Origin of the sequence: Mesorhizobium quangtriensis (genome assembly GCF_040081925.1) — a bacterium.
GTDB lineage: Bacteria > Pseudomonadota > Alphaproteobacteria > Rhizobiales > Rhizobiaceae > Mesorhizobium_K > Mesorhizobium_K quangtriensis.
In genome coordinates, this window is record NZ_JBEBMF010000002.1 from 1,350,473 (window position 1) to 1,371,716 (window position 21,244).

The window sequence follows — 21,244 nt, forward strand, 5'->3', positions numbered from 1 at the left end:
TCAGCAAATCAGTCTCGTAAGACCACGTAGATTGCGGGAATGACAAGCACGGTGAGTGCGGTGGACGAAATCAGACCGAAAAGTAGCGAAATCGCCAAGCCTTGGAAAATTGGGTCGGTCAGAATGACCGCAGCGCCGATCATGGCCGCGATCGCAGTAAGCATGATCGGCTTGAAGCGAATAGCGCCGGCCTCGAGAAGTATTTCGACTAGTGGCTGGTCCGGCCGCCGCGCGTGCCTGATGAAATCCACAAGCAGGATCGAATTGCGCACGATGATGCCGGCGAGCGCGATGAAGCCGATCATGGACGTGGCGGTAAACGGTGCGCTGAACAGCCAGTGGCCGACCATGATGCCGATGAAGGTCAGGGGGATGGGCGTCAGGATGACCAACGGCAGCTTGAAGGAGTGGAACTGGGCAACGACCAGGATGTATATCCCGAGGATAGCCACCATGAAGGCGGCGCCCATGTCGCGGAAAGTCACCCATGTGACTTCCCACTCGCCATCCCAGAGCAGGGTCGGGTGCGTCTCGTCGTCAGGCTGGCCATGCAGCGCGATTTCCGGTTTTGGCACATCGCCCCAGTCAGCGCCGTCGATGGCGGCCGCGACGGCGATCATGCCGTAGACCGGCGCCTCGTAGGCGCCTGCCAACTCGCCCGTGATCATTTCCGCTGCACGACCGTTGTGGCGGAAGATTGGAAAGGATGCGGTTTCGCGCGAGACGCCGACCACGTCGCCGAGTTCGACGACATCGCGCCCGCCCGGCAATGCGTTCGCCGGGACGGGCGTGGTCAATGCGCGCTCGTTTACCGCTTTTGCGCCCTTCGGCAGGGCGACGACGATCGAGATTGGCTGGCGACCGCCACCACGGTGCGAATAGCCGACCTTCACGCCGCCGTAGAGGGCGCGCAGCGTGTCATACACGTCGGATTGTTCGACACGATAGTATTCGAGATTGTCCTGATCGATGGCGACGCGCGCGCGCTGAGCCGGCGCCCCATACGAATCGTCCACGTCGACAATGAAGGGGACGCTCTCGAAGGACTTGCGTACCTTGTCCGCCACGGCGCGCCGGGTTTCCGGATCGGGGCCGTATATCTCGGCGAGCAGCGTACCCATGACCGGCGGGCCGGGCGGCGGTTCGACGACCTTCACCGAGGTTCCAAGGGGAAGGTCCATCCCGCTCAGGCGCTCGCGGATGTCGAGCGCGATTGCATGGCTGGCGCGGTCGCGCTCGCTCTTGGGCAGGAGATTGAGCTGGACGTCGCCAAGCTGTGGTGCATTGCGCAGGTAGTAGTGACGCACGAGGCCGTTGAAATTGAAGGGCGAGGCAGTGCCCGCGTAAGTCTGGAACAAGACGATTTCGGGAACCTCATGGAGACGGTCGACGATTGCCTGCAGGGCGCGGTCGGTCGCCTCGACCGATGAACCCTCCGGAAGGTCGACGACAACCTGCAACTCGGCCTTGTTGTCGAACGGCAGCAGCTTGACGGTCACATGCTTGGTGTAGAACAGCGAGAGCGACGCGAGGGTCGCCACGCCCACCACGGCGAGGAAAATCCATGCTCTTTTCCTCGACTGGAGTATCGGGCGGGCGACGGCAACATAGGCCCTGCCAAGGCGGCCTCCGTCGGCGTGATCATGCCCGTGCGCGGCGCTATCAGCCTTGCCGAATTTCATCATCAGCCAGGGGGTCAGCATCACAGCAACGAAGAAGGAAAACAGCATTGCCGCCGAAGCATTGGCCGGGATCGGGCTCATGTACGGACCCATCATTCCGGACACGAAAAGCATCGGCAGCAGTGCTGCGATAACCGTCAGCGTCGCCACGATCGTGGGATTCCCGACCTCGGCGACGGCGTCGATCGCCGCGTTCGTGCGCGAGCGTCCGTCCCGCATGGCCCAGTGGCGGGCAATGTTCTCGATCACCACGATGGCGTCGTCTACCAGGATGCCGATCGAGAAGATCAGCGCGAACAGGCTGACGCGGTTCAGCGTGTAGCCCATGACGCGCGAGGCGAAGAGCGTGAGCAGGATCGTCGTCGGAATGACCACCGCGACGACGAGCGCCTCGCGCCAGCCGATGGCTATCGCAACCAGGAAGACGATCGATATCGTCGCCAGCCCGAGATGGAAAAGAAGTTCGTTGGCCTTTTCGTTGGCGGTCTCGCCGTAGTTGCGCGTGACCGTCATCTCGACGTCTTGCGGGAAAATCTGGCCCCGGACCTGCTCGACGCGATGCAGGATTTCCTCGGAGATGACGACAGCGTTCGTGCCGGGCCGCTTGGCGATCGCCAGCGAGACCGCCGGAACCCGTGTCAACCCGGCATCGGTCTTCCTCACATCGGTGACGCGGTTTTCGTTTGGCTCCGTAGCCAGCACGATCCGGGCGACATCGCGAACATAAACAGGGCGTCCGTCGCGTGCGGTCAGCAGCAGGTTGCCGATCTCAGGCATGGCCTGGAGCGTCTGCCCGGCGAGTACGGTGCGCTGCTCGCCATCCTCGCGAACCGTGCCGATCCGGAACGAACTGTTGGCGCCCGAGACCTTGGCGGACAGCTGCTGCAGCGTGATGCCATAGAGCGACAAAAGCTCGGGGTCGGGCTCGACCCTGATCTCCTCCGGTTGCTCGCCGACGATGTAGGTCAGCCCGATATCCGGCAGTTTCGACAGCTCAACCTGGAGTTCGCGTGTCAGCCTGGTCAGGTCGTTCGCGCTCCAGCGCGCCGCCGCCTCCGGCGTCGGCGAAAGCGTCAACACGACGATCGCCACGTCGTCGATGCCGCGGCCGACGATCAGCGGTTCAGGAATGCCGACAGGAATACGGTCCAGGTTGGCGCGCACCTTGTCGTGGACCCGCAGGATCGCCGCGTCGGCGCTTGTTCCGACCTCGAAGCGCGCGGTGACGACCGTGCCGTCATCCTGCGTCTGGGAATAGACATGTTCAACGCCGTCGATGCTCTTGATGATGGTTTCCAGCGGTTCCGTCACCAGCTTGACGGCGTCCTCCGCCTTCAGGCCGTTGGCGTCGACGTGGATGTCGACCATCGGCACCGAGATCTGCGGCTCTTCCTCGCGCGGCAGCGTCAAAAGGGCGACCATGCCAAGCGCCAGCGACGCCAGCAGAAAAAGTGGCGTCAGCGGCGAGCCGATAAAAGCGCGTGTCAGATTGCCGGCGATGCCGAGGTTCATGGCAATACGACCTTGTCGCCGTCGCGGAGCCCGCTGAGTATTTCGATGCGCGGGCCGTCGCCGATCTCGATAGCCTCGCCGAGGATGACCGCGACATCAATTTCGCCCTGCGCGCCGGAGATGCGCACATAGTCGACCCCGTGCAGGGTCTTGACCGCCTGCGGCGGCACGAGAAGCACTGAACGCTTGCCGACGGGAATGGACACCAGCGTGCGCTCGTTGACGAAGTAGTCGCCAACGTCCGCGACCTCGACATCGGCAATGACGCGACCATTGTCGATCTCCGGGTAGACCTTGGCGATCGTGCCCTGCCTGGCTTGCGACGGCGCGCTCGACAACGACCTTGTAAGACTGCGCTCGCCGACAAGAACCGTATCGCCTTCCTTTATTTCCGAGGCGTGTCGCTCGGGGAGTGAGAGCCGAAGATAGTAGGGGCCTGTCGCGATGCGGGCGACTTCCTCGCCGGCCATGATCACCGAACCGGGCGTCATGGGAACCGTGAGCACGCGGCCGGTGGCAGGCGCAAGGGTTTCGCCCTCGCGCGCGCGTTGCTCGACCACCGCCTTGCTGGCCTGTGCGGCCACGACATGGTTGGTTATCACGTCGAGTTGGGTTCTCAGCGCGTCGAGACTGCTCTGGGTGGCGATACCCTGTGTCAGCAGCTTCTGGATCCGGTCATAGTCCTTCTGGGCATTTTGCAACTGCGACTGCAGCGCTTTCAACTGTGCGTCGGCAGCCTGCCTTTCCAGTGCAATCTTGTCGTCGACGACGGTGGCGATAACGTCGCCTTCATTCACTTCGCTGCCTTCGCTGACCCGGATGCTGCGGATCGTGCCGCCGATGCGCGCTCTGGCCGGAACTACGGTTCGGCTCTCGACCTGACCGAACACGGCCTTCATTTCCGCAACGACCGTGGGCGTCACGACGAACTCAGCCGCAGTGGCCGGCAGAGGCACTGCCGCGAGCAGGGCAGCGCAGATCAACAAGCTTGGCTTCGGCATGTACGGGTTCTCCAGATTACGGTCAGGCCGGCAAAGCGAGCGCCGGCCCGGCCATCGCAGTGGCCAGCCGCCTGACGCCTCTACTTGAACGCCACGCCAGTCTGGCAACCGAGCTTCCTGAATACGATGGCGGCGGGGCAAAACCCGGTGATGGAGGACTGTATCAGGTTCAGGCCAACGAAAGCAGTGAGCAGCAGCCAGTAAGGCGACACATAGTGTGCGAGCGCCAGCGAGATCAGGACCATGGAACCGGCAAACATCAGTACCGCGCGATCGATCGTCATTGTACTTCTCCTTGTTGTGGGCAAGCCGGCTACTCGGCCGGCTCGATATGGATGTCCTTGAGTTTCTTGATGCCCAGCACATCAAGGGCGAGGCTCTCGTAGAAGGTCTCCGCCTTGCCCTGGCGCACCTTGTGCAGGAAGTACTTCTCGAAGCCGACCTTTGCGGCGTGCACCCATTTGCCTTGCGATGACCAGTTGACGTTACGAGGCGGGATTTGAGGCTGGGCCACGAAAGCGATGCCCTCATCGCCAAAATCCGCCAGGCAAACGGCATTCCAGCTTGCCACGGCCTCGGGCTGCTCGCCCTTGAGTAGGGAAGCGATGTTGTTTGCCGTGGCCGTGACCATCGATTCGATCATGAAGCCGGTTTTAGGCACGCCGACCGGAAGTGGCGTCTTGCCGACCGGGGGAATGGCCACGCACACGCCGATCGCAAATATGTTCTGAAAGGCCGGATTGCGCTGATACTTGTCGATGACGATGAACCCCCTAGGGTTCGTGAGCCCTTCGATCCCGGCCACGGAGGGTACGCCACGGAACGCCGGCAACATCATCGAATAGGCGAATGGCAACTCATGGCTGGCCTTGACAGAGCCGTCTTCCGCGACCTCCTCGGCAAACATCCTGCCCTGCTCCACCTTCGTCACGCGGGCATTTGTGATCCACTTGATGTGGCGCTCACGCATGGCGCTCTCGAGAAGCCCCTTGGTGTCGCCGACCCCGTCCAGGCCGAGATGGCCGATATAGGGTTCGGGCGTCACGAAGGTGATCGGCACCCGGTCACGCTTCTTCGAGCGCCGCAGCGCGGTGTCGAGGATGAAAGCGAACTCATAGGCGGGGCCATAGCACGAGGCACCCTGCACGGCTCCGACCACGATCGGACCGGGCTTCTTCAGCAAAGCGTCGAAATCGGCCTGCGCCAACAGGGCGTGCTCGATATGGCAGATGGACTGAGTGAAGCCATCAGGTCCTAGCCCGGGCACCTCGTCGAAGGCGAGATCCGGTCCGGTGGCGATGATGAGATAGTCGTAGTTCAGGAATGAACCGTCATTGAGCTCAATGCGGTTCTCTTTGGGCAGCACCCGCCGGGCACCTTCAGGCCGAAGCGCGATGCCGCGTCTTTCCAGCACTGCGGACAGGTCGACTGTGATGTCCTCGCGCTTCCTCCAGCCTACCGCTACCCAGGGGTTCGACGGGACGAAGGAATAGCTCGTCCCAAGATTGACGACCGTCAGCCTGTCTTCGCGGCTAAGTCGCTGCTTCATCTCGTAGGCCATGATGGTACCACCGAGGCCGGCACCCAGAACGATGATGTCCGACATGCTGTTTTCCTCCGCTAGAGTTCCAAGTAAAAGCTCTTTCGGCGTCGCGGCCTTGATCTCGCTCAATACGTGCCGCCCGTCGCTCATCTCCCTTGCAATTAACATTCAAAGATTGTAAATTCAAGAAAATGAATGTAAAAGAAATGATCCCAGCCTCTGGTATGGCAGCCGAGCTACTCCGAAGCCTCGCACATCAGAAGCGGCTGCTAGTCCTCTGCGCTCTAGGTAGCGACGAAAAGTCGGTCGCCCAGTTGCGCCACGAACTCGACATCGAGCAAGTACCGATGTCGCAGCAACTCATGCGGTTGCGTGCCGACGGTTTGGTCGAGGCGCGTCGCGAGGGCACCACCATTTTCTATCGGGTCACGCGGCCTGAGGTGCTGAAGGTCGTTGAAGCTCTGCACGCCGCATTCTGCCCGCCAAAATGAAGGCGCGCGCTGCGCGGCTAAGCGAACGTCGACCCGGCTAGCACCTTGGTTGAAGGCCGGGCGGATTCGAGATCCGGTGCTTAATCACTCGACCGATTTCGATATGCGCAGCGGCCATTTTCAACGCGGTGTAATGTCTGCATTCAGGTAACGCCAAGTCTGTCGGTCGTGATGGAAATGGGGGCGCAAAGCTGACGGCCGCTCTCGGTCCCACGCCATGGTTAACCTGAAGCGCGCCTCTGCGGAGCTTTGAAGGTGGGAATGAAAATGGGGACGAAAAGCTAAGTAAGAAAAAGTATCAATATTTTAACATGTTTGTTTAGAAGGATTGGCGGAGAAGGAGGGATTCGAACCCCCGATACCCTTGCGAGTATGCCGCATTTCGAGTGCGGTGCTTTCAACCACTCAGCCACTTCTCCGCAGCGTGGTCGGCCATTCGGCGCGCGGCACTAGATAACGGCGCGTCTTCCCGGTTACAAGGCCATTTTACGTTGGAGCGTGCTTTGTTGTCGCCAGGCCGGAAATGCCCGCTTTGCCTTGACTCGGCTGCCTGCTTCGTCTAGGGACAGCGCGCATCCGGCGTGGGGCCTCCCCGCGCCGATGATGTTTTATGAACCCGCAGACTGACAAAAAGACGGCCGGATCGCTTCCGAGCATCCAAAAAGGCCGACCGAACAGTGAAAGGCAAAAAATGTTCGCAGTCATCAAAACGGGCGGCAAGCAGTATCGCGTTGTCGCCAATGACGTGTTGAAGATCGAGAAGATCGCCGGCGAAGTCGGCGACATCGTGGAAATCGGCTATGTGCTCGCCCACGGCGAGGGTGATGCCGTGACCATCGGCGATCCCTTCGTGGACGGCGCTTCGGTAACGGCGGAAGTCGTGGCCCAGGGCCGCGCCGCCACTGTCATCGCATTCAAGAAGCGTCGTCGCCAGAATTCGAAGCGCCGCCGCGGCCACCGCCAGTACGAGACGACGGTGCGCATCGACGAGATCCTGCTCGGCGGAGCCAAGCCTGCGAAGAAGGCGGCGGCCAAGAAGGAGAAGGTCGCCGAGACAGCGCCGGCAGCACTCGCCGACGTCGCGCCTAAGGCGAAGCCCGCCAAGGCAAAGGCTGCGAAGGCCGAGATCGTGGACGACATCTCGCTGATCAGCGGCGTCGGCCCGGTCCTCAAGGAAAAGCTTACGGAAGCCGGCTACGCCACGCTGACGTCCATCTCCAAGCTGAAGAAGGCAGAGATCGCCAAGCTCGACGAGGAGCTGTCGCTCGGCGGCCGCATCGAGCGCGAGGAGTGGGTGGCGCAGGCCAAGGAACTTCTTGCAGGCAAGCCACCGCGCGCGCAGATCGATAAAGATGCTGCAGCCGCCAAGGAATCAGAGTAAGAATAGCGACTTAAGGAGATAGACCCATGGCACACAAGAAAGCTGGCGGTTCGTCGCGCAACGGTCGCGATTCGGAATCCAAGCGCCTTGGCGTGAAGAAGTTCGGCGGCGAAGCCGTCATTCCCGGCAACATCATTATCCGTCAGCGCGGTACGACCTGGCATCCCGGCGTCAACGTCGGCATGGGCAAGGATCATACGCTGTTTGCGCTCGAGGCCGGCGCCGTCGCGTTCCGCAAGAAAGCCAATGGCCGCACCTACGTGTCGGTAAACCCGACGCAGGAAGCAGCGGAGTAGCCGGTTCCGCACCAAAACACCGGCGCCCCATCTCGGGAACCGGTGTCTGGCAGAGCCCAGAAAATGGATCAGGGGAGATGGGTCGCCATCTCCCCTTTTTCTTTGCGCTCTGGAGGGACTGCGATGATTGCCGACAAGGATGACAGCGAGGACGAAAGTCCGTTCATAGACCGGCCGGTTCTGGTGACGAAGCGGCTGATCATGCGGGCGCCGCGGGAAGGGGACATTCCCGCGCTGGTCCGGCTTGCCGACAATCTGCACGTTGCCCAGATGCTCGCCCGCATGCCGCATCCCTACGGGGAAGCGGAAGCGCGCAGCTTCGTCGCGATGGCCGGGCACAAGCGTCCCGGCGTAAGCTATGCGCTGACGCTCGCCGGAACGGGCACGTTCATCGGGTGCGCCGGGCTCAACGTGAAGGATCGCGGGCTGGAGCTTGGCTACTGGGTCGGCGAACCATACTGGAAGCGTGGCTTCGCCACCGAAGCGGCGCATGCGCTTGTCGATCTGGCGTTTCGCGAAACCCGCATCCACGTGCTCAACGTGTCGGTACGCGTCATCAACCCGGCGTCACGGCGCGTCATCCACAAATGCGGCTTCCAGTATGCCGGACAGGGGATGATGAACTCGCTCGCGGCCGGCCAAGTGCCGATCGAGCGCTATCGTCTCGACCGTCGCACCTGGGAGAGCCTAAGGAACTGGGCATGATGGACGGCTGGTCGATGGATTGGGCCGCATGGCAAAGGCACGAGGCGACCCCTCGCGCCCGCCCATCCTTTGCGTTACAGCAGGGCCGCGAAAAGTGAGAACCACGGTGGTGTCGGGCGCATGAAATTCCTCGACCAGGCAAAGGTCTATATCCGTTCCGGCGACGGTGGCGCCGGCTCGGTGTCGTTCCGGCGCGAGAAATTCATCGAGTTTGGCGGCCCCGATGGCGGCGATGGTGGCCGCGGCGGCGACGTTTGGGTCGAGGCGGTCGAAGGGCTGAACACGCTGATCGACTATCGCTACCAGCAGCACTTCAAGGCAAAGACCGGCATGCACGGCATGGGCCGCAACATGACGGGCGGCAAAGGCGCGGATGTGACGCTGAAGGTGCCGGTCGGCACCCAGGTCTACGAGGAAGACAACGAGACGCTGATGTGCGACCTGACCGTGGTCGGCCAGCGCTATCGCCTCGCCGCCGGCGGCAATGGCGGCTTCGGCAACCAGCATTTCAAGTCCTCCACCAATCGCGCCCCGCGCCGCGCCAACCCCGGTCTGCCGGGCGAGGAATTGACGATCTGGCTGCGGCTGAAGCTGATTGCCGACGCGGGACTGGTCGGACTGCCCAACGCCGGCAAGTCGACCTTCCTCGCCACCGTCACGGCTGCCAAGCCGAAGATCGCAGACTATCCCTTCACGACGCTCCATCCCGGCCTCGGCGTTGCTCGCATCGACGCGCGCGAATTCGTGCTGGCCGACATTCCCGGTCTGATCGAGGGCGCGCATGAGGGCGTGGGTATCGGTGATCGTTTCCTCGGTCACGTCGAGCGGACGCGCGTGTTGCTGCATCTTGTCTCCGCGCGCGAGGAAAGCCCTGGCAAGGCCTACAAGACGGTGCGCCGTGAGCTCGAAGCCTATGGGCACGGTATTACCGACAAGCCCCAGATCGTCGCGCTGTCGCAGGCCGACACCCTCGACGCGGACGAGCGCAAGAAAAAGCTGGCTTCGCTGAAGCGCGCTGCCGGGAGGACGCCGATCCTGCTGTCGGCCGCTACCGGCGAAGGCGTGCAGGCTGCGTTGCGCGCGCTCATGAGCGAGATCGAGGCGGCGCGGGAAGCCGAAGGGACGCAGGTCACGCAATGAACGCGCTCCGCAAATACAAGCGCATCACCGTCAAGATCGGCTCCGCACTGCTGGTCGACCGGGCGACTGGACTGAAACGCGAATGGCTGGCGTCGCTGGTAGATGACGTTGCCGCGCTCAACGCGGCCGGTACGGAGGTTCTGGTAGTCTCATCAGGCGCCATCGCGCTTGGACGAACCATTCTTGGCCTTGGCCGCCGCGCGCTGAAGTTGGAGGAAAGCCAGGCGGCTGCCGCTGTCGGCCAGATCGCGCTTGCCAGCGCATGGTCAGAAGAACTCAATCGCGCCGGCCTGAAGTCCGGCCAGATCCTGCTTACGCTGGGCGATACGGAGGAGCGCCGCCGCTACCTCAACGCACGCGCGACCATCGGCACTCTTCTCAAGATGAGGGCGGTGCCGATCATCAACGAGAACGACACGGTCGCGACGACCGAAATCCGCTATGGCGACAACGATCGCCTCGCTGCTCGCGTCGCAACCATGATGGGCGGCGATCTTCTGGTGCTGCTGTCCGATATCGACGGGCTCTACACCGCGCCGCCGCAGATCGACCCGGATGCGAAATTCCTGCCGATGGTGGAACGTATCACGCCCGAGATCGAGGCCATGGCGGGAGCGGCGGCTTCCGAGCTTTCGCGCGGCGGCATGCGTACGAAGCTGGACGCCGGCAAGATCGCCACTACGGCGGGAACTGCGATGATCATAACGTCGGGCGCGCGGCAGAATCCGCTGTCGGCCATCGAACGGGGAGAGCGCTTTACCCTGTTCAAGCCGAGCCGGGCGCCAGTGAAAGGCTACAAGACGTGGATTGCTGGCCAGCTCGAACCGGCCGGGCGGCTAACGGTCGATGCCGGCGCGGTGCGCGCGCTCATGTCGGGCAAGTCGCTGCTGCCGGCTGGCGTGAAACTTGTCAGCGGACATTTTTCGCGCGGCGATACAGTTGCGGTCCTGTCGCCAGAAGGGCGCGAGATTGCGCGCGGCCTTGTGGCCTATGACGCGGCGGATGCGATCAGGATCGCCGGGCTGAAGACCGACGAGATCGAGACCGTGCTCGGCCACCAGGCGCGCTCGGCGATGGTTCATCGAGACGATCTCGTGGTAAGCGGCACGCACGAAGTGTCCGAGGACGAAGCCGCACGGGTGAAAGGATAGGCCATGCTGAAGACGCATGAACAGTCGGGAACCGATACCGCCGCGTTGATGGCCGATATCGGCCGCCGCGCCCGGGCAGCCGCGCGACCGCTCGCCATTGCCTCGACCGCTGCCAAGAACGCAGCGCTTGCCGCCATGGCGGAGGCCATCCTGCGTAACGAAGCCGCGATCATCGAGGCCAACGCAATCGACGTCGCTAATGGCGAGGAAGCGAAACTATCGCCGGCCATGATGGACCGACTGAAGCTCGATCCAAAGCGCGTAGTCGCAATGGCGCAGGGCATCCGCGAGATCGCAGAGCTCAAGGATCCCGTCGGCGAGGTCATCGCCGCGTGGGACCGTCCGAACGGCCTGCAGATCGAGCGCGTGCGCACGCCGCTCGGCGTGATCGGCGTCATTTATGAGAGCCGGCCAAACGTCACTGCGGATGCCGGTGCGCTCTGTCTCAAGGCAGGCAATCCGGTCATCCTGCGGGGCGGTTCGGACTCGCTCAACTCTTCCGCTGCGATCCATGCCTGCCTCGTGGAAGGGCTGAAAGCGGCCGGGCTGCCCGAGGACGCCATCCAACTCGTGCCGGTGACGGATCGTGCCGCCGTCGGCGAGATGCTCGCCGGTCTTGGCGGCAATCTCGACGTCATCATTCCGCGCGGGGGCAAGAGCCTCGTGGCGCGTGTGCAGGCGGAAGCGCGCGTGCCGGTTTTCGCGCATCTGGAGGGCATCTGCCATCTCTACATCGACCGTTCGGCCGATCTCGACATGGCGGTGAAGATCGCCGTCAATGCCAAGATGCGGCGGACTGGCATCTGCGGCTCCGCCGAGACGCTGCTTGTTGACCGCGCAGTCGCAGCGACGCATCTCGTCCCGGTGCTTGAGGCGCTCGGCAAGGCCGGCTGCGAAATCCGGGGCACGGAAGAAGTGCGCGCCGTATTCGCGAAGGCAAAGCCGGCGACCGAAGAGGACTGGCGCACCGAATATCTGGACGCGATCATTTCGGTGAAGCTGGTAGATGGCGTCGGCGAGGCGATCGAGCAAATCGAGACTTGGTCTTCGCATCACACCGAGGGCATCGTGGCTGAAGATGCGGCTGCGGTGGAGCGCTTTTTCAACGAAATCGATTCCGCCATCCTGTTGCACAATGCCTCGACGCAGTTCGCCGACGGCGGCGAGTTCGGCATGGGCGCAGAGATTGGCATCGCCACGGGCAAGATGCATGCGCGAGGGCCGGTAGGCGTCGAGCAACTCACCTCCTTCAAGTACCGCGTGCGCGGATCGGGTCAGGTGCGTCCGTGACGCTGCCGTTCCAGATCGCCTAGTGTCGGTGTCGTCCGCAAATTCATCCCGGTATCTGCGCATGCCGCATGTCGAGAAGGGCATGCAGGTCGGGCTGTTCGGCGGTTCGTTCAATCCACCGCACGCCGGCCATGTGCATGTCGCCGAAATCGCTTTGAGGCGGCTGGCGCTCGACCAGCTCTGGTGGATCGTCACGCCTGGAAATCCGCTGAAGTCGATCAGCGAGCTTGCGCCGCTCGGCGAGCGGCTGCGCCTTTCGGAAGAGATCACCCGCAATCCGCGCATCAAGGTCACCGCCTTCGAGGCCGCGCATAAACTGCGCTATACCGCCGACACGCTGGCGCTGGTGCGCGCAAGAAATCCCGGCGTCGATTTCGTCTGGGTGATGGGTGCGGACAATCTGCGCGACTTCCACCGCTGGCAGCGCTGGCGCGAGATCGCGCTGACCTTTCCGATCGCCGTCATCGACCGGCCCGGAGCTACCCTTTCTTTCCTGTCATCCATGGTCGCCAAGACCTTCGACTATGCGCGCGTCGACGAGTTTGCCGCACCACGGCTTGCCCGCATGAAGCCGCCGGCCTGGACCTTCATCCATGGACCGCGTTCCAGCCTGTCCTCGAGCGCTATCCGCGCCGCGCGCAAATAGGAAATTTTACGAGGAAGTCCTTCGGCGTCGCCAAACCTAAAGATCGCTGACGCCAAACCTGTTTCCATGAACGCGACGGGTGCCTGAACGCCATTTGGAAAGGGCCGGACCGGTGATCATACGTTCAGTAAAAGCCTATCGCATCCTCCAGCCATTCGTCGACGGTCCCTACAGGATGTCGAAGGGCCGAACGGCCGACGCGTTTGACGCGGTCATCGTTGCGCTGACGTCCGACGAAGGTGTCACGGGATGGGGCGAGATGGCTCCGCTCGGCACGTTCTATTCGGCTGCCTTCGCGGCGGGGGCGGAAGCGGGAGTGGCGGAGATCGCGCCGTATCTGCTTGGACGCGATCCGCGAGCTTTGGCGCAGATTAGCCGGCTGATGGACACGGTATTTGCGGGTCATCCCTACATCAAATCGGCGATCGACATGGCGTGTTGGGATCTGGCCGCTCGAGCAGCGGGCGTGCCGCTGGTCACCATGCTCGGAGGACGCGAAGGCGACACGGCGGAACTCTACAAGGTCGTCACGCACGGGACGCCCGACTCCATGGCTGCGCATGCCCGTCGCATCATGGATGAAGGCTACCGACGCATCCAGGTCAAGGTCGGCGGCGATGTCCATGGCGACATTGACAGCCTTCATGCTGTCGCTGGCGTTGTACCAAAAGGGACTGTGATCTTCTGCGATGCGAATGCCGGTTGGATGCCGCTGAAGGCGCGCCAGTTCGTCGATGCGACACGCGATATCGACTACGTCTTCGAGCAACCTTGCAGGACGCTGGAGGAGAACATGTCTGTGCGCAAAGCGTGTAACAAGCCGATGGTGCTCGATGAGTCTGTCGAAACGCTGGAGGATTTGCTCGCCATCCACCGGATGGGACTTGCAGACGGCGTGACCCTGAAGATTTCCAGGATCGGCGGCGTTTCGAAGACCCGACTGCTACGCGACCTCGCGGCCGAAATGGGCTTCATGATCACCGTGGAGGATACCGGCGGCGCGGAAATCGATACGGCGGCGATGGCTCACCTCTCGCTCTCCACGCCGGAGGAGCGCCGCTCGCATGCGATCGCCTTCCATCAATGGGTGACGATACGCACCGCATCGAACGAGCCACCGGTTATCGGAAACCGCATGGGAATTCCTGACGGCAATGGGCTGGGTATCGACGTGTTGCCGGAGACGCTGGGCGAGCCGTTCCTTTCGTTGACGTATGATCGTTGAAAGAAGTTTCTATCCGCCTGCCCTTGGCCAAGATCAAGTTTGCGCGGTGCTACACCGTACCTTCCGCGCCAGCACCGCACACGACGGCGCAAATCCTGCGGCAACCCACGAAAGTCGGATGGCCGCTCAGCAACGCGGCAATTGACGCCGCGCCGGACAGGTCGGCGGCCAAACCGAATTCGAACCAGAGCCATCGCGCCGCGTCGAGCATCGCCTCGTCGGTGACCAGGACGACATCGTCAACGTTGCGGCGCACGATCTCGAAGACGCGTTCATCCGTGCGCCGGCAGGATAGGGTAACGACGCTGCTGGTCACCTCGGGAAGCGTCACGACCTCGCCAGCATCGAGGCTGGCCTTCAGGGTCGGCGATCCTACCGGTTCGACGGCGACGATCCGCGCCTCGGGACGTCGCGCCTTGATCGCGGTCGACAGACCCGCGATAAGACCACCGCCACCGACCGCCACGACAATGGTGTCGAAATCCCAGGTCTGGTCGAGGATTTCGAGGCCGAGCGTGCCCTGACCGGCAACGACGAGCGGATCGGCGAAGGGATGGAAATAGGAGGCACCGGTGGAGTGCGCATAATTATGCGCAGCTTCGTTCGAGATACTCCATTCCGCGCCTGCGATGCGGACATCGGCACCCCATCTGCGCATCTTTTGGACTTTTGCCGGCGAGACTGTTTCCGGCACAAAGACAACGGCCGGCACGCCTGCGACCTTGGCAGTCCGTGCCACCGCGAGCCCGTGGTTGCCGCCCGATGCCGTGACGATCCCGGCCGTGATCTCGTTCCTGGGTGTACCCAGCAACCGGTTCATGGCGCCGCGCGCCTTGAACGAGCCCGTGACCTGATGGAGCTCGAGCTTCATCATCACGCTGGCTGCGACCGGCAGCTTGTCGCGTACGTGGGCGGCCTCCATGATGGGCGTTCGCCTGACGTAGGACGCAATCCGCTCCCGCGCCGTTTCGATGTCGTCGATCGAGATCATGCTATCCCTGCTATAGCGGTGCACCGCCTGACCGGCAATTGCCCCGCGCTCAGCGTCCTTTCAGATGGATGGACAGGATGTTGCCGCCATAATAGAGGCTGTGGCTGGGTTCAGCAGATCACGGATCGTTACCGCGAGGAGGATAGAATGAGAATCGCCATCGGCGCGGATAGCGCTGGCAAGCCGTTGCTCGATGTCATCGCGGCTCATTTGGCCGGCAAGGCGGGGATCGAGGTCAACGACCTCAGCCAGAGCGGCTACTATGCCGATCTATCGAAGGTCGTGGCGGAGACAGTACTCGATGGGCGCAACGACCGCGCGATCCTTTTTTGCGGCACGGGCATCGGCGTCTGTATCTCAGCCAACAAGGTGCCGGGCATCCGCGCTGCGCTGACGCACGATACCTATTCCGCGGAGCGTGCGGCGAAATCCAACAATGCGCAAATCATCACGATGGGCGCGCGCGTCATCGGTCCCGAACTGGCGAAGGCCATTGTCGATACCTGGATCGCGTCCGAGTTCGATCCCGAAGGCCCTTCGGCGGGCAATGTCGACGCGATCAACCGGCTTGACACCGGGAAGGCCTGAGACCGGAAAGCAGTGACCAATTGACACAGTCTCCACCGCGCTGGGTCGGTACCAGCTGGAAGATGAACAAGACGCGCGCCGAGGCGCTCGCATTCGCGGAAGCGCTGGCGTCGGCGATGCCGGGAGTCGATGCTGCGATCCAGCCGTTTATCGTTCCTCCCTTCACCTGCGTTCGAGAGGTGAAGGCGGCACTCGGCGGTACACGCGTCAAGGTCGGTGCGCAGAACATGCATTGGGAGGACGCCGGGGCCTGGACCGGCGAAATCTCGGCGCCGATGCTGGTGGATTGCGGTCTCGATCTGGTCGAACTCGGGCACAGCGAACGGCGCTCGAATTTCGGAGAGACTGACCGGACCGTTGGCCTGAAGGTTGCGGCCGCGCTGCGCCACGGATTGGTGCCGCTCGTCTGTGTTGGCGAGACGCTTGCAGAACGCGATGCCGGGCGGGCTGACGCGGTACTGGAGCAGCAGGTGCGAGGCGCTCTCGAATTCGCGGATGGAGGTCAGGCTGCGGGCTCGATCCTGTTCGCCTACGAGCCGGTCTGGGCGATCGGGGTCAACGGCATTCCGGCCACGGCCGCCTATGCAGGTCAGCGGCATCGCTCGATCGCCGACCTTACTGGTACGATCCTGAAGTCACGCTGCCCGGTCCTCTATGGCGGCAGCGTCAATCGCGACAACGCTGCCGAACTCATCGTAGAGCCCGGCATAGATGGCCTCTTCATCGGGCGGGCGGCGTGGGATGTAGAGGGTTACCTCGACATCATGCGGATCGCCGCCAAGGTCATCAATCAGGCCTGAGCTGCGCTCAGGCTTTTGGCGATGGCGGTGATCACGGTGACGGCGGATGCTGCGCCGGGGTCGACATGCCCGATCGAGCGATCGCCGAGGCGAGCCGAGCGTCCCTTGGCGGCGACCATGGCTTTCGTCGCTTCGGCGCCTTTATCCGCAGCTTTGGCGGCCGCATCGATAGCCTCCGCAGCGCTTGCGCCTCCGGCGGAGGCTGCCGCCGCAGCTTCAGCGGCAGGCACCCAGGCGTCAATCATCGTCTTTTCGCCGGGCTCGGCCTTACCCCTGTCGCGAATGCCCTGCGCCATCGCCCGGAAGACTTCGACGAAATCGGCGTCGGAAAGGACGGCCTTTCCCTTGGCTACCGCGCCGGCCCGCATGAAGGCCGTCGCATAGAGCGGACCGGACGAAGCGCCGACGGCGTTGAGAAAGGCTTTAGCGGCCGTGTTCAGGACGGCCGTCGGGTCCGCTTCGGGACCAAGCGCCGCAACCGCGTCGCGCGCGGCATTGAAGCCGAGTTCCATCGCGATGCCATGGTCGGCGTCGCCGATCACGCCGTCGAGGGCGCAAAGCCTGTCGCGGTCGGCGGTGATGGCGGTCGCGATGTCGGAGAACATCGACTTCAGCGTCGTTTCGTCGATGGTCATGATTCAGCCCGCCCGGAACATGGCGCAGTCGCAAGGATGGTCGAGCATCGTCTGCAGTTCGCCGTCGAGATGGTGCATCGTGATCGACGCGCCGGCCATTTCGAGCGACGTGCAATAGTTGCCAACCCATGTAGCGTGGATGTCGACACCGATGTCGGCCAGCCGCTGTGAGACGCGCCGGTTCATGATGTAGAGTTCCATTAGCGGCGTCGAGCCGAGCGAGTTGACGAGCAGTGCGACCTTGTCGCCGCGCGACGGCGACATCTCCGCCAGTATGCGGTCGAGCATGTCGTCGACGACCTGATCGGCGGGCAGCAACTTGTCGCGCTGCACGCCCGGCTCGCCGTGGATGCCCATGCCGATCTCCATCTCGTCGGCCCCGATGTCGAAGTTCGGACGCAGGGTCTGCGGCAGGGAACAGGGCGCAAGCGCCACGCCCATCGTGTAGGTGGCGTCGTTGGCCTTGCGGGCGATCCGCTCGCACTCATCGAAGGAGAGCATGAGGTCGCAGGCGGCTCCGGCGGCCTTGAAGATGAAGAAGTTACCGGCTACGCCGCGCCGCTTCTGCCTTTGGTCGCGGGGTGCGGAAGCGACGTCGTCGGTTGTGAGAACCGTGCGCGCCTCGATGTCGTCCATCGACAGCATCTCGGCGGCCATGTCGAAGTTCATGACGTCGCCGGCGTAATTGCCGTACATGAACAGAACGCCCGCGCCGCCGCTTGCGGCCTTCGCGCATTCGATGATGGGGTCGGGTGGCGGAGAGGCGAACACGTTACCGACCGCGCAGGCATCGGCGAGGCCCTTTCCGACAAAGCCGAGGAAAGTAGGCTCGTGTCCCGAACCGCCGCCGATCACCAGACCGACCTTGCCGGGACGGGGTCCGTCCTTGGCGATGATCGAACGGGGACTGCCATCAACCGCGTATAGATGCTTCCCGTGGGCCGCCAGCACGCCGACCAGCATTTCATCGACGGCGCGGGCGCCGTCATTGATCAGTTTCTTGGTTTTCAATTTTCCTCCGCTGCGTCTCGATCGAGCCACCGGCGAACTGTAGTCATTGCGCGCGGGCAGGCCAAGCTTCGTTTGCGTGCGATCGCTGGTCGCTGAAAGCCTCTCGAGCCTTAAAGCCATAGCGACAACTGTCGATAATCTGTGGACAAGTTTGGATCCGATCCGTTTCGACAAACTCTGTTGCCGCAAGGTTACATCGCTGGCCTTCCGTGGAGCGCACTGTTGTCGGCAGCAGCGTTGGTAGACGTGAGCGTTTCGTAAACGTGGGAGCCCGGGTCGTGAAACAGTATCCGAGTTATCGCCTCGACGGAGGCAAGGTGATGGTGCAGGAGTACGAAGGCGGACGATGGACCATGCTGGACGGTGAAATCGTCAACGCCATGTTGTCAGTGTTCGATGGGCTAAGCCTAGATGCGATGCGTAACACGATCCTAGCCGCGGGCGAGGTTGCCCAGCCTTCGGTTCTTCGTCGCGTCGCCTGATAAATGGTAGCCTGCCCTGCCTGTGCGAGGCAGGGCCAGCAAATTGATCAAGGGGATTAGGCGGCCTCGCGCTTGAGCGCCTGCGCCATGCAGTGGATGCCGCCGCCGGTCTTCGAGATTTCGGCGGTGTCGACTTCCGCCACTTCGAACCCTCGCGCCTTCAGCTGGCCGACGAGCGTCTTCGATGATGTCGGCGCAATCACCCGGTCCTTCCCGAGCGACATGAAGTTGCAGCCCAGCGCCATCGTGTCCTGGAAAGGAACGTCGATGATCTCATGGCCCTTGCCCTTCAGCCAGTCGACGATGCCGGGTTCGGTGCAGGCGAGACAGACGGCTGTCAGCTTCGGTGCGATCGGCACGACCATCAGGTCGATGTGGACGTAGTATTCGTCGATGAAGGCCAGACGCGTCTCCCAGCCTTCCTTGTCGAACCATTCCTTGACCTGACGCGCCCCTTCTTCCTGGGTGCGCGCGCCGCCGCAGCCGATCAGCACGACGCCATCCTCGATGACGTTGAAGTCGCCACCCTCGAAGGTGCCGGCCGTCACCATGTCGTAGATCGGGATGCCGAGCTTCTCGTAGGTGCGGATTGCGGCATAGTTCTCGCCGCGCCGCCACCAGTTGGCCATTGCTGTGATGACCGCGCCATAGGGCGTCATGACAGCAGAATCGCGCGAATAGACTTGCATGGGCAGTTCGGGCGTCGGCTCATGCCAATGGATGTTGACGCCGAAACTCTCATAGGCCGCGACCAGATCCTTGTGTTGCGCCTGCGCGGTCTGAATGTTGCAGGGATTCTCCCGCAGATGTTTGCGCGACAGCGAGCTGGTCGCGAGATGGCGCAAGAACGCCGGCGAACCGAGCAACACGTCCGTCAGCGGATCGGTTTCGTTCTGGAAACCCCAGTTGGCGAGCGGCTTGGTGCCGCCTGCGGGGTTGCGGCGCTGGAGCGAAAAGGGCTCGGCGGTAATAGTCTCGTGGCGGGTCATGGCGATCTCCTCGGTTCAGGCATTGGCAGGGGTCGGAATCCACCAGTCGCGGCCACGCGGCGTGGTGACATATTCCGGCCAGCGGAAATGAATAGGCGGTTCGTAGTCACAGAGCGGAGCGGTCCAGCGTTCGCCACCGATGCCGCCACCGGTGCGTTCGATGAATTCGGCGCGGGCCGCCTCGCGGGCCGGCGCATCCTCGATCAGCCTGAGCGCGGTGAGCGCGACATTCTTTGCTGCGCAGACCACCATCGGGTCGATGGTTTCGGCAATGCCGCCAAGCGCGTTCATCGCCCACGAGGGATAGGTGAATCCCTTGGGCGCCTTCAGGGCGGGACGGGCAACGTAGATGCGCGCCGTCGGGGCATGCCAGCTCATGTCGGTATAGTCGTCGGAGGTGGAGTTGATCTGCGATGGTGGCAGATCGCGGCGCAGGATCGCCTCCGCGTCCTGCGGTGGAATCAGCCGCTCGCATTCGTCGAGCAAAGGCTCGGCCATCGGCTCGACACCACAGTTCGACTGGATTTCACGCGCCACCGCCTTGCCGGCATCGCTCCATCGCGGCGCGCCGACGGTTTCCAGTGCGTCCCAGGCGATGCGCGCCATTGCGTGATTGGCAAGACCAGGTCGCGACTTCGATACCCAGTGGCGTTCGAATCGGCAGCCGGTCATGCGCGCCGCGGCTTCGGCGTTGCTGTCCAGAACGGCCGTAACCTGTTCGGCCATGGCTACTGTCGGGACGCGGATCATGTACTGAATCTCGGCCAGACCTGCCGGCAAATTGTCGGCGGTCGCCTGACCTGCAGTCAGGATCGCCTCGCTGATCGACCAGCCGCCCTGATGCGGCAGCATGGAATCGCGCAACGCCTTGGAGGCCATGTACATCGTCATCAGCGCGTCGTTTGCGCCGGGCGCGCGCGGCGCGGAATGGGACTGCGGGATCGGCGCACCGTCGCTCGCCGTCTTCATCCAGAGCTCAGGCTGGTCGCAGACAAAGCGATAGATCATCGAATAGGCCGCGCCGCAGTGCGTATCCCAGCGAACGGTATTGCAGAGGGGCAGCATGTAGAAAGGATGGAAGGAGATCATCCCGTCCAGCCCGTCATAATAGCCCTTGGCCGCGTGGATAGGCTTCGACCCACGTACTTTTTCGGCAGGCTCGCCGGTGAACCGCAGCGTACCCGAGAGACCGTGACGCTCCATCGCCGTCTTGGTTGCCAGCAATGCGCCAAGGCTGGAGATACCTAGGCCGGAGTGGGGGTCTGTGTGGCCGCCTGCATGCTCGCTCAGCCCCGGTCGTGGACGCCTGACGGTCGTGGCGTCCTGGCAATTGCCAGGCACGGCGTCATATTCCGCATACATGCCGATCGTGGGGCCGGCACCCCCATCACCCTTGTTTGTCCAGTGCGCGCAGAAAGCGGTCGGCATGCCGCCGGAGCCAACCTCGACGAAAAAGCCTTCACGCTTTAGCGTTTCGACGTACCATGCGGCCGACTGGTATTCGCGCCACGCCGTCTCGCCGAAATCGAAGATCGTGCGGGTCCAGGCGGACAGATCCGGCCTGGCCTGTTCGACAAAAGCGAGTGCGGTTTCCTGTGCCGGCGTCATCACCGATTTCCTTCGCGGACAGGAAAGCAGTGAACCGGCCAATCAAAAAGTGATATGTTTTCCGTCGATACGCAAAT

21 protein-coding genes and 1 tRNA gene are annotated in these 21,244 nt (G+C 62.9%); 12 read left to right on the plus strand and 10 right to left on the minus strand.

Annotated features, from left to right (window positions below):
- Positions 1-8: 8 nt before the first annotated feature.
- From ABMA32_RS15175 to ABMA32_RS15190, 4 genes are all read right to left on the minus strand, one after another.
- On the minus strand, positions 9-3,194 hold the full coding sequence (locus ABMA32_RS15175; RefSeq protein ID WP_349014578.1) for an efflux RND transporter permease subunit: 3,186 nt from the start codon (positions 3,192-3,194) through the stop codon (positions 9-11).
- The gene (locus ABMA32_RS15180) at positions 3,191-4,195 is read right to left on the minus strand and encodes an efflux RND transporter periplasmic adaptor subunit (protein WP_349014579.1); all 1,005 of its coding nucleotides are present in this window, start codon (positions 4,193-4,195) and stop codon (positions 3,191-3,193) included. Before ABMA32_RS15180 ends, ABMA32_RS15175 begins: the two co-directional genes overlap by 4 nt.
- Before the next feature lie 80 nt (positions 4,196-4,275).
- On the minus strand, positions 4,276-4,479 hold the full coding sequence (locus ABMA32_RS15185) for a YgaP family membrane protein (RefSeq protein WP_349014580.1): 204 nt from the start codon (positions 4,477-4,479) through the stop codon (positions 4,276-4,278).
- Between the two features lie 29 nt (positions 4,480-4,508).
- Positions 4,509-5,801: an NAD(P)/FAD-dependent oxidoreductase gene (locus ABMA32_RS15190; RefSeq protein WP_349014583.1), complete on the minus strand. Its 1,293-nt coding sequence runs from the start codon at positions 5,799-5,801 to the stop codon at positions 4,509-4,511.
- A gap of 143 nt (positions 5,802-5,944) precedes the next feature.
- Between ABMA32_RS15190 and ABMA32_RS15195 the strand changes: the two genes are divergently transcribed.
- Complete coding sequence (locus tag ABMA32_RS15195) at positions 5,945-6,229, plus strand: ArsR/SmtB family transcription factor (RefSeq protein WP_349014585.1); 285 nt, start codon at positions 5,945-5,947, stop codon at positions 6,227-6,229.
- A 329-nt stretch (positions 6,230-6,558) separates the two neighbouring features.
- Here ABMA32_RS15195 and ABMA32_RS15200 read toward each other — a convergent pair.
- A tRNA-Ser gene (locus ABMA32_RS15200) sits at positions 6,559-6,648 on the minus strand.
- Between the two features lie 272 nt (positions 6,649-6,920).
- Between ABMA32_RS15200 and ABMA32_RS15205 the strand changes: the two genes are divergently transcribed.
- The 8 genes from ABMA32_RS15205 to ABMA32_RS15240 all read left to right on the plus strand — a co-directional run bounded on the left by ABMA32_RS15205 (position 6,921) and on the right by ABMA32_RS15240 (position 14,063).
- On the plus strand, positions 6,921-7,610 hold the full coding sequence (locus ABMA32_RS15205; RefSeq protein WP_349014586.1) for a 50S ribosomal protein L21: 690 nt from the start codon (positions 6,921-6,923) through the stop codon (positions 7,608-7,610).
- 26 nt (positions 7,611-7,636) lie between these two features.
- Positions 7,637-7,906, plus strand: a complete 270-nt coding sequence (gene rpmA / locus ABMA32_RS15210; protein ID WP_292769260.1) for a 50S ribosomal protein L27 — start codon at positions 7,637-7,639, stop codon at positions 7,904-7,906.
- A 123-nt stretch (positions 7,907-8,029) separates the two neighbouring features.
- Positions 8,030-8,611, plus strand: coding sequence for a GNAT family N-acetyltransferase (locus ABMA32_RS15215; protein WP_349014589.1), 582 nt, complete (start codon positions 8,030-8,032; stop codon positions 8,609-8,611).
- Between the two features lie 120 nt (positions 8,612-8,731).
- Positions 8,732-9,751: a GTPase ObgE gene (gene obgE, locus ABMA32_RS15220; RefSeq protein WP_349014591.1), complete on the plus strand. Its 1,020-nt coding sequence runs from the start codon at positions 8,732-8,734 to the stop codon at positions 9,749-9,751.
- Positions 9,748-10,902 carry a glutamate 5-kinase gene (gene proB, locus ABMA32_RS15225; protein WP_349014592.1) on the plus strand — a complete coding sequence of 385 codons (1,155 nt, stop codon included), beginning with the start codon at positions 9,748-9,750 and terminating at the stop codon, positions 10,900-10,902. Before obgE ends, proB begins: the two co-directional genes overlap by 4 nt.
- A gap of 3 nt (positions 10,903-10,905) precedes the next feature.
- Positions 10,906-12,192, plus strand: a complete 1,287-nt coding sequence (locus ABMA32_RS15230; RefSeq protein ID WP_349014593.1) for a glutamate-5-semialdehyde dehydrogenase — start codon at positions 10,906-10,908, stop codon at positions 12,190-12,192.
- Between the two features lie 61 nt (positions 12,193-12,253).
- Complete coding sequence (locus ABMA32_RS15235) at positions 12,254-12,838, plus strand: nicotinate-nucleotide adenylyltransferase (protein WP_349014594.1); 585 nt, start codon at positions 12,254-12,256, stop codon at positions 12,836-12,838.
- A 112-nt stretch (positions 12,839-12,950) separates the two neighbouring features.
- Positions 12,951-14,063, plus strand: a complete 1,113-nt coding sequence (locus ABMA32_RS15240; protein ID WP_349014595.1) for a mandelate racemase/muconate lactonizing enzyme family protein — start codon at positions 12,951-12,953, stop codon at positions 14,061-14,063.
- A gap of 49 nt (positions 14,064-14,112) precedes the next feature.
- Here the strand turns inward: ABMA32_RS15240 and ABMA32_RS15245 are convergent, their stop codons facing one another.
- Positions 14,113-15,054, minus strand: coding sequence for a threonine ammonia-lyase (locus ABMA32_RS15245; RefSeq protein ID WP_349014597.1), 942 nt, complete (start codon positions 15,052-15,054; stop codon positions 14,113-14,115).
- A gap of 147 nt (positions 15,055-15,201) precedes the next feature.
- On the opposite strand from ABMA32_RS15245, the gene derI reads away from it, so the two are divergent.
- A complete protein-coding gene (gene derI, locus ABMA32_RS15250; protein WP_349014598.1) occupies positions 15,202-15,642 on the plus strand; it encodes a D-erythrulose-4-phosphate isomerase in 441 nt (146 codons plus the stop codon).
- Between the two features lie 20 nt (positions 15,643-15,662).
- Entirely contained in the window at positions 15,663-16,442 is a 780-nt protein-coding gene (locus tag ABMA32_RS15255) for a triose-phosphate isomerase (RefSeq protein WP_349014599.1), read from the plus strand.
- Here the strand turns inward: ABMA32_RS15255 and dhaL are convergent.
- Together dhaL and ABMA32_RS15265 are read right to left on the minus strand one after the other, a co-directional pair.
- Positions 16,433-17,077: a dihydroxyacetone kinase subunit DhaL gene (gene dhaL, locus ABMA32_RS15260; RefSeq protein ID WP_349014600.1), complete on the minus strand. Its 645-nt coding sequence runs from the start codon at positions 17,075-17,077 to the stop codon at positions 16,433-16,435. The two genes, ABMA32_RS15255 and dhaL, sit on opposite strands and share 10 nt — an antisense overlap.
- 3 nt (positions 17,078-17,080) lie before the next feature.
- On the minus strand, positions 17,081-18,088 hold the full coding sequence (locus ABMA32_RS15265; protein ID WP_349014601.1) for a dihydroxyacetone kinase subunit DhaK: 1,008 nt from the start codon (positions 18,086-18,088) through the stop codon (positions 17,081-17,083).
- 278 nt (positions 18,089-18,366) lie between these two features.
- Between ABMA32_RS15265 and ABMA32_RS15270 the strand changes: the two genes are divergently transcribed.
- Positions 18,367-18,570, plus strand: coding sequence for a hypothetical protein (locus ABMA32_RS15270; protein ID WP_349014602.1), 204 nt, complete (start codon positions 18,367-18,369; stop codon positions 18,568-18,570).
- Between the two features lie 56 nt (positions 18,571-18,626).
- On the opposite strand, the gene ABMA32_RS15275 is transcribed toward ABMA32_RS15270, so the two are convergent.
- Together ABMA32_RS15275 and ABMA32_RS15280 are read right to left on the minus strand one after the other, a co-directional pair.
- Entirely contained in the window at positions 18,627-19,559 is a 933-nt protein-coding gene (locus tag ABMA32_RS15275; RefSeq protein WP_349014603.1) for a dimethylarginine dimethylaminohydrolase family protein, read from the minus strand.
- Between the two features lie 15 nt (positions 19,560-19,574).
- Positions 19,575-21,167 (minus strand): zinc-binding metallopeptidase family protein, encoded by a 1,593-nt coding sequence (locus tag ABMA32_RS15280; RefSeq protein WP_349014604.1) that lies wholly within the window; start codon positions 21,165-21,167, stop codon positions 19,575-19,577.
- Positions 21,168-21,244: the final 77 nt, after the last annotated feature.

Excerpts from the sequence above, each read along its gene's own strand:
- ABMA32_RS15280 (WP_349014604.1), bottom strand. The coding sequence starts at position 21,167 with ATGACGCCGGCACAGGAAACCGCACTCGCTTTTGTCGAACAGGCCAGG.
- derI (WP_349014598.1), top strand. The coding sequence starts at position 15,202 with ATGAGAATCGCCATCGGCGCGGATAGCGCTGGCAAGCCGTTGCTCGAT.
- ABMA32_RS15245 (WP_349014597.1), bottom strand. The coding sequence starts at position 15,054 with ATGATCTCGATCGACGACATCGAAACGGCGCGGGAGCGGATTGCGTCC.
- dhaL (WP_349014600.1), bottom strand. The coding sequence starts at position 17,077 with ATGACCATCGACGAAACGACGCTGAAGTCGATGTTCTCCGACATCGCG.
- ABMA32_RS15185 (WP_349014580.1), bottom strand. The coding sequence starts at position 4,479 with ATGACGATCGATCGCGCGGTACTGATGTTTGCCGGTTCCATGGTCCTG.
- ABMA32_RS15215 (WP_349014589.1), top strand. The coding sequence starts at position 8,030 with ATGATTGCCGACAAGGATGACAGCGAGGACGAAAGTCCGTTCATAGAC.
- ABMA32_RS15230 (WP_349014593.1), top strand. The coding sequence starts at position 10,906 with ATGCTGAAGACGCATGAACAGTCGGGAACCGATACCGCCGCGTTGATG.
- proB (WP_349014592.1), top strand. The coding sequence starts at position 9,748 with ATGAACGCGCTCCGCAAATACAAGCGCATCACCGTCAAGATCGGCTCC.
- ABMA32_RS15205 (WP_349014586.1), top strand. The coding sequence starts at position 6,921 with ATGTTCGCAGTCATCAAAACGGGCGGCAAGCAGTATCGCGTTGTCGCC.
- ABMA32_RS15195 (WP_349014585.1), top strand. The coding sequence starts at position 5,945 with ATGATCCCAGCCTCTGGTATGGCAGCCGAGCTACTCCGAAGCCTCGCA.
- ABMA32_RS15235 (WP_349014594.1), top strand. The coding sequence starts at position 12,254 with ATGCCGCATGTCGAGAAGGGCATGCAGGTCGGGCTGTTCGGCGGTTCG.
- rpmA (WP_292769260.1), top strand. The coding sequence starts at position 7,637 with ATGGCACACAAGAAAGCTGGCGGTTCGTCGCGCAACGGTCGCGATTCG.
- ABMA32_RS15180 (WP_349014579.1), bottom strand. The coding sequence starts at position 4,195 with ATGCCGAAGCCAAGCTTGTTGATCTGCGCTGCCCTGCTCGCGGCAGTG.
- ABMA32_RS15275 (WP_349014603.1), bottom strand. The coding sequence starts at position 19,559 with ATGACCCGCCACGAGACTATTACCGCCGAGCCCTTTTCGCTCCAGCGC.
- ABMA32_RS15190 (WP_349014583.1), bottom strand. The coding sequence starts at position 5,801 with ATGTCGGACATCATCGTTCTGGGTGCCGGCCTCGGTGGTACCATCATG.
- ABMA32_RS15175 (WP_349014578.1), bottom strand. The coding sequence starts at position 3,194 with ATGAACCTCGGCATCGCCGGCAATCTGACACGCGCTTTTATCGGCTCG.
- obgE (WP_349014591.1), top strand. The coding sequence starts at position 8,732 with ATGAAATTCCTCGACCAGGCAAAGGTCTATATCCGTTCCGGCGACGGT.